The sequence below is a fragment of the Nocardioides sp. GCM10027114 genome (genome assembly GCF_042659625.1).
GTDB lineage: Bacteria > Actinomycetota > Actinomycetes > Propionibacteriales > Nocardioidaceae > Nocardioides.
Window position 1 is genome coordinate 73,275 of sequence record NZ_JBHSSS010000029.1, and the last position, 14,617, is coordinate 87,891.

11 protein-coding genes are annotated in these 14,617 nt (G+C 74.4%); 10 read left to right on the plus strand and 1 reads right to left on the minus strand.

Translation table 11 applies throughout. The features are described from left to right. Nucleotide 1 precedes the first annotated feature (1 nt). The 10 genes from ACFP2E_RS17155 (at nt 2) to ACFP2E_RS17200 (ending at nt 12,866) form a co-directional block, all read left to right on the plus strand. Nucleotides 2-1,192 (plus strand): winged helix DNA-binding domain-containing protein, encoded by a 1,191-nt coding sequence (locus tag ACFP2E_RS17155; protein WP_378524440.1) that lies wholly within the window; start codon nt 2-4, stop codon nt 1,190-1,192. 17 nt (nt 1,193-1,209) lie between these two features. Next, on the plus strand, nt 1,210-1,941 hold the full coding sequence (locus ACFP2E_RS17160) for a TIGR03936 family radical SAM-associated protein (protein ID WP_378524439.1): 732 nt from the start codon (nt 1,210-1,212) through the stop codon (nt 1,939-1,941). Nucleotides 1,942-2,327: 386 nt separating this feature from the next. Continuing rightward, a complete protein-coding gene (locus ACFP2E_RS17165; RefSeq protein WP_378539361.1) occupies nt 2,328-5,819 on the plus strand; it encodes an Rne/Rng family ribonuclease in 3,492 nt (1,163 codons plus the stop codon). Nucleotides 5,820-6,045: 226 nt separating this feature from the next. Then, entirely contained in the window at nt 6,046-6,348 is a 303-nt protein-coding gene (rplU, locus tag ACFP2E_RS17170) for a 50S ribosomal protein L21 (protein ID WP_378524437.1), read from the plus strand. Nucleotides 6,349-6,401: 53 nt separating this feature from the next. After that, nucleotides 6,402-6,656 (plus strand): 50S ribosomal protein L27, encoded by a 255-nt coding sequence (gene rpmA, locus ACFP2E_RS17175; RefSeq protein ID WP_378524436.1) that lies wholly within the window; start codon nt 6,402-6,404, stop codon nt 6,654-6,656. 135 nt (nt 6,657-6,791) lie between these two features. Further along, complete coding sequence (obgE, locus tag ACFP2E_RS17180) at nt 6,792-8,342, plus strand: GTPase ObgE (protein ID WP_378524435.1); 1,551 nt, start codon at nt 6,792-6,794, stop codon at nt 8,340-8,342. 5 nt (nt 8,343-8,347) lie between these two features. Then, complete coding sequence (gene proB, locus ACFP2E_RS17185; protein ID WP_378524471.1) at nt 8,348-9,463, plus strand: glutamate 5-kinase; 1,116 nt, start codon at nt 8,348-8,350, stop codon at nt 9,461-9,463. A gap of 70 nt (nt 9,464-9,533) precedes the next feature. Further along, nucleotides 9,534-10,706, plus strand: a complete 1,173-nt coding sequence (locus ACFP2E_RS17190; RefSeq protein WP_378524434.1) for a cysteine desulfurase family protein — start codon at nt 9,534-9,536, stop codon at nt 10,704-10,706. 7 nt (nt 10,707-10,713) lie between these two features. After that, the gene (gene mnmA / locus ACFP2E_RS17195) at nt 10,714-11,835 is read left to right on the plus strand and encodes a tRNA 2-thiouridine(34) synthase MnmA (RefSeq protein WP_378524433.1); all 1,122 of its coding nucleotides are present in this window, start codon (nt 10,714-10,716) and stop codon (nt 11,833-11,835) included. Then, entirely contained in the window at nt 11,832-12,866 is a 1,035-nt protein-coding gene (locus ACFP2E_RS17200) for a methionine synthase (protein WP_378524432.1), read from the plus strand. The genes mnmA and ACFP2E_RS17200 overlap by 4 nt, the downstream gene beginning before the upstream one ends. 112 nt (nt 12,867-12,978) lie before the next feature. On the opposite strand, the gene ACFP2E_RS17205 is transcribed toward ACFP2E_RS17200, so the two are convergent. Then, nucleotides 12,979-14,616: an MFS transporter gene (locus tag ACFP2E_RS17205; RefSeq protein WP_378524431.1), complete on the minus strand. Its 1,638-nt coding sequence runs from the start codon at nt 14,614-14,616 to the stop codon at nt 12,979-12,981. Nucleotide 14,617: the final 1 nt, after the last annotated feature.

Sequence of the window (14,617 nt, forward strand, 5' to 3'; positions counted from 1 at the left end):
CATGCGCCACGTCACCGACCGGCAGCGACGGGCCCGTCTGGCCCACCGGCACTGCCTGGCACCGGACAGCCGCGCAGCCGACGTGCTGGCGGCGACCCGGGCGATGACGGTGCTGCACGCCACCGAGCCGGCCAGCGTCCACCTCGCCCTGTGGGCCCGCGTCGCCGACGTGGCCGTGGCCGACGTGGAGCGCGCGCTCTACGAGGACCGGACGCTGGTGAAGCAGCTGGCGATGCGCCGCACGCTGTTCGCCTTCCCGCGCGACCTGCTCCCCGCCGCCTGGGGCAGCGCCTCGGCCCGGGTCGCCACCGCCGAGGCGGGGCGGCTCGCCCGGGAGATCGAGAAGGGCGGGCTGACCGCCGACGGCGAGGCATGGGTCGAGACGGCGCGGAAGGCCGCCCTCGACCGGCTCCGAGGCGGCGAGGAGCTGACCGCGACCGAGCTCCGCGAGCAGGTCCCCGAGCTGGCCGGCCAGCTCACCTACGGTACCGGCAAGTCGTGGGGCGGGACGATCTCCGTCGCCCCGCGGGTGATCGGCCAGCTCGGCGCCGAGGGTGCGGTGGTCCGCGCCCGGAACGGCGGGCACTGGCGCACCTCCCGGCCCCGCTACTGCCTCATGGAGGACTGGCTCGGCGAGCCGGTGTCACCGCTCCCGGAGCGCGAGGGGTACGCCGAGCTGGTGCGGCGCTGGCTGTGGACCTTCGGCCCCGGCACCGAGACCGACCTGCGCTGGTGGCTCGGCAGCACCGCCGGCGCGGCCCGGCGGGCGCTCGCGGACGTCGGCGCGGTCCCCGTCCGTCTCGACGCTCACGGCGACCGGAGCGAGGACGGCTGGCTCCTGCCCGACGACCTCGACGACATGCCGGAGCCGGAGCCCTGGGCCGCGCTGCTGCCGGTCCTCGACCCCACGGTGATGGGGTGGAAGCAGCGCGACTTCTACCTCGGGCCCCACGCCGGTGCGCTGTTCGACAGCAACGGCAACGCCGGGACCACGGCGTGGCGGGACGGCCGGGTCGTCGGCTGCTGGGTGCAGGACGACGACGGCACCGTGCGGGTGGTGCCCGTGGAGGACCTGGCCGCCGACGCCCGCCGCGCCCTCGACGCAGAGGCGGCGCGGCTGACCGGGTGGCTGGGCGGCGACAAGGTCGTCACCGTGTACTCGTCCCCGGCGATGAAGGCCGCGCGCCGCTGACGGCTTAACCTGTGCGGATGCCCGACCAGGTCAAGCGGAACCAGCCAGAGCAGCAGGCCCCGCCGGTGCAGCGGCTCCGGATCCGCTACACCAAGCGCGGCCGGCTCCGTTTCACCAGCCACCGTGACTTCAGCCGCGCCTTCGAGCGCGCCGTGTTCCGTGCCCGGATCCCGATGGCCTACTCGTCCGGCTTCAACCCGCACCCGCGGATCTCGTACGCCAATGCCGCGCCGACCGGCTCGGCGAGCGAGGCGGAGTACCTCGAGATCGGGCTCGCCGAGAAGGTCGACCCGGCCGCGGTCGCGTCAGCGCTGGACGAGGCCATGCCCGACGGCCTCGACGTGGTGCAGGTCGTCGAGTCGCCGGGTGGGGCGCTGGCGGACCTGCTCCAGGCCAGCCGCTGGCAGATCGAGCTCGGCAGCGCCCCGGCGGACGCCGAGGCGGCCGTCGCAAAGTTCCTCGCGACCGATTCGGTGCTCGTCGAGCGGATGACCAAGAAGGGGATGCGCGAGTTCGACTGCCGCGCCGCCGTGGTCTCGCTGACCGTCGACGAGGGGGAGCGGGGAGCGGTGCTCCGCCTGGTGCTGCGCCACGCGGTGCCCGCCGTGCGGCCCGACGACGTCCTCTCCGGCGTGGCCGCCGCCTCCGGCGCGGACCTCGGGCCCGCGCTGCTGCTCACCCGGCGGTCCCAGGGGCCCCTCGACGAGGCCACCGGCGAGGTCGGCGACCCGCTCGACGCGTCGGCATGACGCCGTAGGGCGTCTCGTGTGCGATACTCGCCACGGTCGATGAGGTGACGACGACCTCCTCCGGCAGGGCGCGTGGTGCCCGGCCCGGAGGTCACCGCCCGCATCGTCCCGACGACGTTCTCGCCGGACCGCACGCTCGGCCCGGCACAGCGAGCACGACTCGTCGCCAGACCGCGACGCGGCCGGGCCGGAGCCGGTGACAGGGGTTCCGCCACAGTCCGGGGGACTACGGCCCAGCGACCGCGGCAGGTGAGCGGGGCGTACCCGTTGACGCACCACGCGGAGGGTGTCGCCGCCACACGAAGGCTTCACGCCTGCGGCGCCGTACGACGGGCCGCGGCGTACGACACGCCCGGGCGCTCACGCCACGGGCCTAGGAGAGCAGCATGCTCGAGGATTCCCAGTCCACCGACGTCACCGACGCTCCCGCCGAGGCGGCCCCGGAAGCCGCCCAGGACGGCGCGGCCGCGAAGAAGACGGTGAAGAAGACGACGCGCAAACGCACCACCAAGAAGACCGCGGCCGCCCCGAGCGAGGGCGACGCCCCGCAGGACGGCGAGACGACGGCCCCGCAGGAGACCGCGGAGGTCGCCGCCGAGGAGTCGCAGGCCGAGGAGGCCGCGCCGGCGAAGAAGGCCACGAGGAAGGCCCCGGCGAAGAAGACGACCAAGAAGACGGCCGCCAAGAAGACCACGGCCGCGGCCGACGAGGCTCCGGCCGCTGACGTCCAGCCGGTGGCCCAGGAGGGCGAGGCCGCCGAGCCCGCCGACGAGGCACCGAAGAAGCCGGTGAAGAAGGCGACCGCGAAGAAGGCGGCCGCGAAGAAGACCACCACCCGGAAGTCGACGGCGAAGAAGCCGGCGGCCGAGCCCGACACCGAGCCCGACACCGAGCCCGACACCGAGCGCGGCACCGAGCTCCCGGCCGACGAAGCCGCCACGGCGGAGTCCGCCGAGCAGCCGGCCGCGACCGAGCAGGCCGCCGGTGCCGGAGGCGCCGCGGTGCTGTTCCAGGTCCCCGACGCGTCGGCCGCCGCGCCGCGGCGCCGTCGCCGCTCGGGCCCCGCCGACACCGCGACCGACACCGCGACCGACACCGCGACCGACACCGCGACCGACACCGCGACCGACACCGCGACCGACACCGCGACCGACACCGGCGGGACCGCCGCTGCGGACACCGAGGCACCCGGGGACGAGGCCGGCGAGGCCGAGCAGGCCGGCAAGTCCACGAAGTCCGGCAGGTCCGGGAAGTCCGGCAAGACCAAGAAGGTCGAGGACAAGGCCGCCTCGGCTGACGACACCGCCGCCGCGGTCGGTGACGAGACCACCGAGGACCAGGCCGAGGACCAGGCCGAGGAGAAGGGCGACGAGCAGGCCGAGGAGGGCGCCGGTGAGGGCACCGGCACCCGTCGCCGCCGTCGTCGCGGCGGCCGCCGCCGTCGCCGGTCGAGCGACAACGGCGAGGCCTCGACGGACGCCTCGGACGAGGACGAGGGCGACGGGTCCGGCGACGGGTCCGGGACCGGCCCCGCCGACAAGGACGCGGACAAGGACGGGGCCCAGGGCGAGGGCTCGTCGCGCCGCCGTCGGCGTCGCCGCCGCGCCGGCGAGGACTCCGACGACGCCGGGGACGACCCCGAGAACACCGTCACCAGGGTCCGGAAGGGCCGCTCGGCCGAGGACCAGATCACCGCGGTCTCCGGCTCGACCCGCCTCGAGGCCAAGAAGCAGCGTCGCCGCGAGGGTCGCGAGGCCGGCCGCCGCCGCGCCCCCATCGTGAGCGAGGCGGAGTTCCTTGCCCGCCGCGAGTCCGTCGACCGGGTCATGGTGATCCGGCAGCGCGAGGACGTCACCCAGATCGGCGTGCTCGAGGACAAGGTGCTCGTCGAGCACTACGTCGCCCGCGAGTCGCAGACCTCGCTGATCGGCAACGTCTACCTCGGCCGGGTGCAGAACGTGCTGCCCTCGATGGAGGCGGCGTTCATCGACATCGGCAAGGGCCGCAACGCGGTGCTGTACGCCGGCGAGGTCAACTGGTCGGCGCTGGGCCACAAGGAGGGCCAGCCCCGCAAGATCGAGTCGGTGCTGTCCTCCGGCCAGTCCGTGCTGGTGCAGGTCACCAAGGACCCGGTCGGGCACAAGGGTGCCCGGCTCACCAGCCAGATCAGTCTCCCCGGCCGGTTCCTGGTCTACGTCCCCGACGGCACCACCTCGGGCATCTCGCGCAAGCTCCCCGACACCGAGCGGGCGCGCCTGAAGTCGCTGCTCAAGGAGATCGTCCCGGACAGCGCCGGCGTGATCGTGCGCACCGCCGCCGAGGGTGCGAGCGAGGACGAGCTGACCCGCGACGTCGAGCGGCTCAAGGCGCGCTGGGAGGACATCGAGAAGAAGGCCAGGGGCAACGCCCCGCAGCTGCTGTACGGCGAGCCGGACCTGACGCTCAAGGTCGTCCGTGACCTCTTCACCGAGGACTTCAGCAAGCTCGTGATCCAGGGCGACGACGCCTGGGACACCGTCCAGGGCTACGTCTCCCACGTGGCGCCCGACCTCGAGGACCGCCTCGAGCGGTACGACGCCAACGATGGCCGTGACATCTTCTCGGCGTACCGCGTCGACGAGCAGATCGCCAAGGGCCTCGACCGCAAGGTCTGGCTCCCGTCGGGCGGCTCGCTCATCATCGACCGCACCGAGGCGATGACGGTCGTCGACGTGAACACCGGCAAGTTCACCGGCTCCGGGGGCAACCTCGAGGAGACGGTCACCAAGAACAACCTCGAGGCGGCCGAGGAGATCGTGCGCCAGCTCCGGCTGCGCGACATCGGCGGCATCATCGTCGTCGACTTCATCGACATGGTGCTCGAGTCCAACCGGGACCTGGTGCTGCGCCGGCTGGTGGAGTGCCTCGGCCGCGACCGCACCCGCCACCAGGTCGCCGAGGTCACCTCGCTCGGTCTGGTGCAGATGACCCGCAAGCGGATCGGCACCGGCCTGCTCGAGGCGTTCAGCGAGTCCTGCGAGCACTGCCAGGGCCGCGGGCTGCTGGTGCAGGACATGCCGGTCGAGCCCCGCAAGGGCGGCGACGACGAGTCCCGGCGCGGCGGCCGCCGTCGCGGCCGCGGCAAGGGCGGCGACGACCAGCCCGGCAACCAGCAGCAGGGCCAGCAGTCCGGCGACGGCGGGAACGGCAAGGGCGCGCCCTCGCCGAAGGACGTGGCCGCGATGGCCCGCCACGACGAGCACGACGAGCAGCCCCCCGAGGAGAAGGCTCGCGAGGAGAAGGCCCAGGACGAGCAGTCCCGGGACGAGAGGCCGCGCGAGGACCGGGCCCGCCGCGAGCGCAAGCCGCGCGACGGGCAGCCCCGCGAGGGCAAGCAGCGCGAGGACCAGCAGCGCGAGGACCAGCCCCGGGACGAGAAGCCCCGCGAGGACGAGCAGCCCGCGGCCGCCCCGGAGCCGGCCCCTGCCCTCGCGGCAGCCTCCCCGGAGCCTGCCGAGCAGCCCGAGCAGCCCGCAGAGCCGGCTCGCCCGCAGGTCGTGACCCGGACCCGCACCCGTCGTAGCGCCAGCCGTCCGGCCGGGGCGACCACCGCGGCCCAGCCGGTGGTCCTCGAGCCGGTGACGGTCGCCGCGACGCCGGCGCCCGCTGCCGCGGACGGTGCCGCGCGCGAGGAGGCCCCGGCCGCCGAGGCGCCCCGCCCGCAGGTCGTCACGCGCACCCGGCGCCGTACGGCGAGCCGCCCGGCCGGTCCGCCGTCCGGCGAGGCGAGGGCCGACAGTGCCGCGGGCGGAGCCCCGGACAGGGCCGCTGACGACGCGTCGGACCACCCGACCGTGGAGCACGTGCCGGTCAAGCGCAAGGGCTCGCGCAAGCGCTGACGGGCGCCCGGTACCCCCTGAGCGGCTGCTCGGCACCGCGCCGGGCGCCCACCCCGGGGCGGTGCCGACGGCCGTTTTGCGGAGGGGAGGGCGGGTCCGTACTATTGACCCTCGGTGCGCCGTCCGTGTGCACCCTCCCTGCCCGGCATCCCGTCCTCTGCCACGAGGACTGCGGCGTGCGGCAGGCACAGACGTTGAACGCAAGGAATTGACGAAGGAGACCGCGGTGTACGCGATCGTGCGCGCAGGCGCCACTCAGCAGAAGGTTGCCGTCGGCGACGTCATCGAGATCGACAAGGTCGCGACGGCGGTCGGCGAGACCGTCACGCTGCCCGTGGTCATGGTCGTCGACGGCGAGAAGGTCACCGCGACCGGCCTCGACAAGGCCGCCGTGACCGCCGAGGTCCTCGGCGGCACCAAGGGCCCGAAGATCGTCATCCAGAAGTACAAGAACAAGACCGGCTACAAGAAGCGCCAGGGTCACCGCCAGAAGTACACCCAGGTCAAGGTCACCGACATCACCGTCTGACCGTCTGACCCGGACGGCTTCCCAGACCCGACACACGCACCGAAGGACTCGAAATGGCACACAAGAAGGGCGCGGCCTCGACCAAGAACGGTCGCGACTCGAACGCGCAGCGGCTCGGCGTCAAGCGCTTCGGCGGCCAGGTCGTCAACGCTGGCGAGATCCTCGTCCGCCAGCGCGGCACCCACTTCCACCCGGGCTCCGGCGTGGGCCGCGGTGGCGACGACACCCTGTTCGCCCTCGTGGGCGGCGCGGTCGAGTTCGGCACCCGTCGGGGCCGCAAGGTCGTCAACGTCGTTCCCGGCGAGTGACCTGACGACCGTCACAGCTTCCTTCGAAGGGCGTCCTGCCAGCAGGACGCCCTTCGGCATTTCCGGACCCCGGCCGCCCCACGGTGGCGGCGTCCGCAAGACTCGACCCACACACCCAGGCACCGGAGGACAGTCATGGCCATCCCCACGTTCGTCGACCGCGTGACGCTGCACGTCGCCGCGGGCCGTGGGGGCAACGGCGTGGCGTCCGTCCACCGCGAGAAGTTCAAGCCCCTCGGCGGCCCCGACGGCGGCAACGGCGGCCCCGGCGGCTCGGTGATCCTGCGGGTCGACCCCGGCGTCACCACCCTGCTCGACTACCACCACAGCCCGAAGCGGCGCGCCGAGCACGGCGGTCACGGCGCGGGCGGCCACAAGAACGGCGCCCACGGCTCCGACCTGGTGCTCCCCGTCCCCGACGGCACCGTCGTCTCCGACACCAAGGGCAACGTGCTCGCCGACATGGTCGGCCCCGGCACCGAGATGGTGGTCGCCACCGGCGGCCGCGGCGGGCTCGGCAACGCGGCGCTCGCCTCGACCAAGCGGAAGGCGCCCGGCTTCGCGCTCCTCGGCGAGCCCGGCGACGAGCTCGACATCGTCCTCGAGCTGAAGGTCGTCGCCGACATCGGCCTCGTCGGCTTCCCCAGCGCCGGCAAGTCCAGCCTCATCGCCTCGATGTCGCGGGCGAAGCCCAAGATCGCCGACTACCCCTTCACCACCCTGGTGCCCAACCTGGGCGTGGTCACGGCGGGCGACACGACGTTCACCGTCGCCGACGTCCCCGGCCTCATCGAGGGTGCCAGCGAGGGCCGCGGGCTGGGTCACGACTTCCTGCGCCACATCGAGCGCTGCGCGGCGCTGGTCCACGTCATCGACACGGCCAGCATCGAGCCCGGCCGCAACCCGGTCGACGACCTCGACATCATCGAGAACGAGCTCTCCCGGTACGGCGGCCTCGAGGACCGTCCCCGGCTGGTCGCCCTCAACAAGGTCGACGTGCCCGACGGGCGGGACATCGGCGAGATGGTCGTCGACGACCTCGAGGAGCGGGGCCTGCAGGTCTTCCCCGTCTCCGCCGCCTCGGGGGAGGGGCTGCGCGAGCTGACCTTCGCGATGGCCCGGATCGTCGAGGCCGCCCGCGAGGCGAAGCCCGTGGTCGAGCCGACCCGCATCGTGATCCGGCCGCAGACCGCCGACGGCGGCACGGGCTTCACCGTCACCGCCGAGCCGGAGGGCTGGCGGGTCCGAGGCGAGAAGCCCGAGCGCTGGGTGCGGCAGACCGACTTCAGCAACGACGAGGCCGTCGGCTTCCTCGCCGACCGGCTCAACCGCCTCGGGGTCGAGGAGCGGCTCATCGAGCTCGGCGCCCTCGAGGGCGACACCGTGCTCATCGGCCACCCCGACAACGCGGTCGTCTTCGACTTCAAGCCCGGGATCGAGGCCGGCGCCGAGATGCTCGGTCGCCGCGGCGAGGACCAGCGGTTCGACGACTCCCGGCCGGCCGCGCGGCGCCGCCGTGAGATCGACGCCGCCATGGAGGGCCGCGAGGAGGGCGAGACCCGCGCCGACGTCGCCCGGCGCCTCGGCCACGGCCACGGCCCGAAGGCGTACGAGATCGGCTCGGCCGACGACCCGGACCGCGACCTCCGCTCCGACTCCGACGACCCGGACGACACCGGGGCGTGAGCGGGGTGGGGCAGCGCCGGGAGGTCCTCGACGCCCGGCGGATCGTGGTCAAGGTGGGCTCGTCCTCCCTCACCACCGCCGCCGGCGGGATCGACCCTGCCCGGGTCCGCCAGCTCGTCGAGGTGCTCGTCGCCACCCGCGCCCGCGGTGCCGAGCTGGTGCTGGTCTCCTCCGGGGCCATCGCGGCCGGGCTGGCCCCGCTCGGGCTGGCCCGCAGGCCGCGCGCGCTGCCGGCGCAGCAGGCCGCGGCGTCGGTCGGTCAGGGGCTGCTGGTCCACCGCTACACCGAGGAGCTCGCCCGGCACGGCATCGTCACGGGCCAGGTGCTGCTCACCAACGACGACGTCACCCGCCGCTCCCACTACCGCAACGCCTACCAGACCTTCGCGAAGCTCCTTGAGCTCGGCGTGCTGCCGGTCGTCAACGAGAACGACACCGTCGCCACCAGCGAGATCCGGTTCGGCGACAACGACCGGCTCGCGGCCCTGGTCGCCCACCTCGTGCACGCTGACCTGCTCGTGCTGCTCTCCGACGTCGACGGGCTGTACGACCGCCACCCGTCCGAGCCGGGGACGAGACTGCTGCCCGAGGTCACCTCGGAGGAGGAGCTGGCCCGGGTCCGCATCGGCAAGGCCGGCGCCGCGGGCGTCGGGACCGGCGGCATGCAGACCAAGGTCGAGGCCGCCCGGATCGCGACGGGCGCCGGGATCCCGGTCGTGCTGACCGCCGCCGACCAGGCCGCTGCCGCGCTCGCGGGCGGCCCCGTCGGCACGCTGTTCCACTCGACCGGCCGGCGCCGCCCCACCCGGCTCCTGTGGCTCGCCCACGCGACCGAGCCCCGGGGGAGCCTGGTGCTCGACGACGGCGCGGTCAGCGCCGTCACCCAGCGTCGGGCCTCGCTGCTCGCGGCGGGCGTGACCGGAGTGACCGGCTCGTTCGTGGCCGGCGACCCGGTGGACCTCGTCGATCCCGAGGGCCGCTCCGTCGCCCGCGGCCTGGTGAACTTCGACGCCGAGGAGCTCCCGGCCCTGCTCGGCCGCTCCTCGCACGACCTCAAGCGCGAGCTCGGCTCGGCGTACGAGCGCGAGGTCGTGCACCGCGACGACCTCGTCCTGCTCTGAACCGGCGGCCGGACGGTCGGTTGGGCGCAGCGACCGCCCGCGCCGTACGCTGGTCGTTGCGATGCCCACGATGCCCGGAATGTCCGTCTACCTCGATCACGCCGCCACGACGCCGATGCTGCCGGCGGCCGTCGAGGCGGTGACTGCACAGCTCGCCACCACGGGCAACCCGTCGTCGCTGCACGCCTCCGGCAGGCTCGCGCGCCGCGTCGTCGAGGAGTCGCGGGAGCGCCTGGCGCAGGCGCTGAACTGCCGCCCCGGCGAGGTGGTCTTCACCTCCGGCGGGACCGAGTCGGACAACCTCGCGCTGAAGGGCCTGTTCTGGTCGCGCCGGCGCGCCGATGCGCGCCGCACCCGCATCCTGGCCACCGCCGTCGAGCACCACGCCGTGCTCGACCCGCTGCACTGGCTCGGCGACCACGAGGGCGCCGAGGTCGAGCTGCTGCCCGTCGACCGTGCCGGGCGGCTCGACGTCGCGGCCCTCGAGGCCGCGATCGAGCGGGACCCGGAGTCGGTCGCCCTCGTCTCGGTGATGTGGGCCAACAACGAGGTCGGCACGCTGCAGCCGATCGAGGCGGTCGTGGCCGCCGCGACCTCCCACGCCATCCCCGTCCACACCGACGCAGTCCAGGCGGTCGGCAGCGTCCCGGTCGACTTCGCCGCCTGCGGCGTCGACGCCCTCACCCTGACCGGCCACAAGGTCGGCGGCCCGTACGGCGTCGGCGCGCTCGTCGTGCGCCGCGAGGTCGAGGTCACGCCGCTGGTGCACGGCGGCGGCCAGGAGCGCGACATCCGCTCCGGGACCATCGACACCCCCGCGATCGCCGGCTTCGCCGCCGCGGTCGAGTGGGCCGTCAAGGAGCAGGCCGACCACGCGGCCCGGCTCTCCGCGCTGCGCGACGACCTGGTCCGCCGGGTGTGCGGCGTCGTCCCCGACGCCCGCCCCAACGGGGACCCGGCGAACCGGCTCCCCGGCAACGCCCACCTGACCTTCCCCGGCTGCGAGGGGGACTCGCTGCTGATGCTCCTCGACGCCCGGGGCATCGAGTGCTCCACCGGCTCGGCGTGCTCGGCCGGCGTCCCGCAGCCCTCCCACGTGCTGCTCGCGATGGGCGCCACCGACGAGGAGGCCCGCAGCTCGCTGCGGTTCTCGCTGGGCCACACCACCACCGCCGCCGACATCGACGCGCTCGTCGACGCCATCGGCCCCGTCGTCGACCGGGCGCGCGCCGCGAGGCGGTGACGGCACGATGAAGGTCCTCGCCGCCATGTCCGGTGGCGTCGACTCGGCGGTCGCCGCAGCGCGCGCCGCCGAGGCCGGCCACGACGTCACCGGGATCCACCTCGCCCTCTCGCGCAACCCCGCGTCGTACCGCAGCGGCGCCCGGGGCTGCTGCACGATCGAGGACGCCAACGACGCCCGCCGCGCCGCGGACGTCATCGGCATCCCCTTCTACGTGTGGGACCTCAGCGACCGCTTCCACGAGGACGTGGTCGAGGACTTCATGGACGAGTACGCCGCCGGCCGGACGCCCAACCCGTGCCTGCGCTGCAACGAGAAGATCAAGTTCGCGGCCGTTCTCGACCGCGCGCTCGGCCTCGGCTTCGACGCCGTCGCCACCGGCCACTACGCCCAGCTGCGCACCGGCGACGACGGGCTCATCGAGATGCACCGCGCCGTCGACCAAGGCAAGGACCAGTCCTACGTGCTCGGCGTGCTCACCCAGGAGCAGCTCGCCCACTCGCTGTTCCCGCTGGGCGACTCGACGAAGGCCCGCGTCCGCGAGGAGGCGGCCCGCCGCGGGCTGCTCGTCGCCGACAAGCCCGACAGCCACGACATCTGCTTCGTCGCCGACGGCGACAACGCCGGCTGGCTGCGCGAGAAGCTCGGTGACCGGGCCCCCAACCACGGTGGCGACATCGTCGACGACGCGACGGGGGAGGTGCTCGGCCGGCACGACGGCACCTACGGCTTCACCATCGGGCAGCGCAAGGGGCTGCGGATCGGCCGGCCGGCGCCCGACGGCAAGCCCCGCTTCGTGCTCGACATCGAGCCCGTCAGCGGCACGGTCACCGTCGGCCCGCGTGAGGGGCTCCAGGTCGACCGGCTCACCGGGGACCGCCCCCGCTGGTGCGGCACCGTGCCCGACCGGCTCGAGGGGACCGTCCAGCTGCGCGCCCACGGCGACGAGCACCGCGCTGTGGTGACAACCCGCGCCACCGACGCCGGCCCGCAGGTCGACGTCGAGCTGCTCGACCCGGCGTACGGCATCGCGCCCGGGCAGGCGGTCGTCATCTACGACGGCACCCGCGTGGTCGGCTCCGCGACCATCACCGCCACCGCCCGCACCCGCACGGGGTCGCAGCGTTGAGCGGCGACGAGGGGACCGGCGCCCCGGCACGCGCAGTGGCGACCGGCGTCGGGTCGATGCCCGGCGACGACGACACTGCGTACGCCGAGGCGCTGCGGGTCGTCCTCGGCGAGCTTGCCGCACCGGACGGCCTGCCGCACCTGCCCGAGCTGCCGACGCGCAGTGCCGGGTCGACCATGACCGGCCGCGCGCTCGCGGTGGTGGAGGGCCTCGCCGCGGACCTGCAGCCGGCCGGCTGGCGGCTGACCGACCGCGAGGGCGTCGACCAGCGCCGTGCCCGCAGCCAGCTCTCGCGCGACCTCGACCAGCTCGAGGAGCAGGCGCAGGGGCTGACCGGCGCGTTCAAGGTGCAGGTCGCCGGGCCGTGGACGCTCGCGGCCACGGTCGAGCGGCCGCGTGGGGACCGCGTGCTCGCCGACCACGGCGCCCGGCGCGACCTCGCGCAGTCCCTCGCGGCCGGCCTCGAGGGGCACCTCGCCGACGTGCGCCGGCGGCTGCCGGGGGTGGACCGGCTGGTCGTGCAGGTCGACGAGCCGACGCTGGCCGCGGTGCTCGCGGGCAGTGTGCCGACGGCGTCCGGCTTCCACCGGCACCGTTCGGTCGACCAGCCCGAGGCGTCCGCGGCCCTGACCTGGGTGCTCGACGCCGTGACCGCCGCTGGCGCCGAGCCGTGGGTGCACACGTGCGCCGCCGGGACGCCCCTCGGTCTGCTGCGCGGGGCGGGCGCCCGCGGCCTGTCGGTCGACCTGGCGCTCGCGTCGCCGGCCGACCACGACGTGCTGGCGACGGCCCTGGAGGCGGGGGAGACCGTGGCCCTGGGCGTGCTGCCCGGCGTCGACCCGGACCACCGGCCGTCCGACCGCGAGACCACCGAGCAGGTGCTGCGCTGGCTCGACATGCTGGGGCTCGACCCCGCGGCCTGCGGGGGCCGGCTGGTCGTCACCGCCTCCTGCGGGTACGCGGGAGCCTCGCCGGCCTGGGTGCGTGCGGCGCTCACGACCCTCCGGTCGACGGCCCGCAACCTCTCCTGACCCGAACGCCGACCCGCCCGAAACTTTCGGCCGGGTCGGCGTTGTCGGTGGTCGAGCAGCGCGCAGCGCGCGTGTCGAGACCCGGGCGGGTCGGCGTGAAGTGCGGGCGCGGTCAGACGTGCGCGCCGCCCTGCGGACCGTCGGTGGCCAGCTCGGTGTGCCTGACGTCGAGGAAGGTCCAGATGATCGCGGAGGCAAGCAGGATCATCCCGGAGCCGACGAGGAACGCGCTGGTCGCGCCGTCGGTGAAGCTGGCCTGGAAACCGGCCGCCTCGAGGAAGGTGACCGACGTGCCGGGGACCGTCGCGGCCGGGTCGAGCCCGGCGCCCTGCACCGCGCCGGCGAGCTGCGGGCCGACCTGGTCGACGCGCTGGTTGGTGAAGTGCAGCGCGACGGTGCTGAGCGTGGCCAGCCCGAGGGCGCCGCCGACCTGCTGCATGGTGTTGAGCACGCCGGAGCCGATGCCGGAGTCCTCGGCCCGCACGTGGTGCACGGCGGTGAGGGTGAGCGGCACGAACGTGAGCCCCATGCCGAAGGACATCATCACGATGAACGGCAGGATGGAGGTCCAGTACGTGACGTCCGCGCCCACGGGCTGGCCGGTCGCGAGCGCCTGGACGACGGCCGAGGGCGAGTCGGCGACGTCGAGCCGGGAGAAGCCGAACAGGGCGGCGGAGGCCAGCAGGGTGCCGGTGCCGGCGATGAACCGCGGGGCGATGCGGCCGACCAGGTTGGAGGACACCCCGGCCCCGAGGACGATGCCGACCGAGAACGGCAGGAATGCGAAGCCGGTGCGCAGCGGGCTGTAGCCGACCAGCTGCTGGATGAAGAGGCTGAGGAAGAAGAACATCGCGAACATCGCGGCGGGCACCAGCATCATCACCACGAAGCTGACGGCGCGCGTGCGGTTGCGGAAGATCCGGATCGGCAGCAGCGGGTGCTCCACGCGCGCCTCGATGGCCATGAATGCGGCCAGCAGCAGGGCGCCGCCGACCAGCGCCGCCAGCGTGCCGGGGTCGCCCCAGCCGTGCTCCGCCTCGCCGGCCCGGGTGAGGCCGTAGACGATGCCGAGCAGGCCGAGGGTGCCGGTGAGCGCGCCCGGGATGTCCAGCTCGCCGTGGTGCGACTCGGACTCGGCGAGCAGGCGCGGCGCGAGCAGCGCGGCGACCAGGCCGATCGGGACGTTGATCAGGAAGGTCAGCCGCCAGCCGCTGAAGTCGACGCCGGCCAGGCCGTCGAGCCCGGTCAGCCAGCCACCGAGGATCAGGCCGACGGCGGCACCGGCGCCGGACATCGCGGCGTACACCGCGAACGCGCGGTTGCGCTGCGGACCGGCGGGGAAGGTCGTCGTGATGAGCGCCAGGGCGGCCGGGGAAGCCATGGCCGCCCCGAGGCCCTGCAGCCCCCGGGCCGCCAGGAGGACGGGCTCGCTGGTGGCCAGTCCGCCGAGCAGCGAGGCCACCGCGAAGACCACGAGGCCGGTCATGAAGATCCGTCGGCGGCCGTACAGGTCGCCGAGCCGGCCGCCCAGCAGCAGCAGGCCGCCGAAGGCCAGCGCGTAGCCGGTGACGATCCAGGAGAGGCCGGACTGCTCGATGCCGAGGTCGGCGCCGATGAAGGGCAACGCGATGTTGGCGATCGTGGCGTCGAGCACCACCATCAGCTGCGCGACGGAGATCAGCACGAGGGCCCACCCGAGGTGGACGTGCTGGCCGGGCGTCCTCGCCTCGGCTCGGGTCGTTTCGGTCATG

Bases quoted from the DNA above. Each gene is read 5' to 3' on its own strand.
- ACFP2E_RS17155 (WP_378524440.1), top strand. From the start codon at position 2: ATGCGCCACGTCACCGACCGGCAGCGACGGGCCCGTCTGGCCCACCGG.
- ACFP2E_RS17160 (WP_378524439.1), top strand. From the start codon at position 1,210: ATGCCCGACCAGGTCAAGCGGAACCAGCCAGAGCAGCAGGCCCCGCCG.
- ACFP2E_RS17165 (WP_378539361.1), top strand. From the start codon at position 2,328: ATGCTCGAGGATTCCCAGTCCACCGACGTCACCGACGCTCCCGCCGAG.
- rpmA (WP_378524436.1), top strand. From the start codon at position 6,402: ATGGCACACAAGAAGGGCGCGGCCTCGACCAAGAACGGTCGCGACTCG.
- obgE (WP_378524435.1), top strand. From the start codon at position 6,792: ATGGCCATCCCCACGTTCGTCGACCGCGTGACGCTGCACGTCGCCGCG.
- ACFP2E_RS17190 (WP_378524434.1), top strand. From the start codon at position 9,534: ATGCCCGGAATGTCCGTCTACCTCGATCACGCCGCCACGACGCCGATG.
- mnmA (WP_378524433.1), top strand. From the start codon at position 10,714: ATGAAGGTCCTCGCCGCCATGTCCGGTGGCGTCGACTCGGCGGTCGCC.
- ACFP2E_RS17205 (WP_378524431.1), bottom strand. From the start codon at position 14,616: ATGACCGAAACGACCCGAGCCGAGGCGAGGACGCCCGGCCAGCACGTC.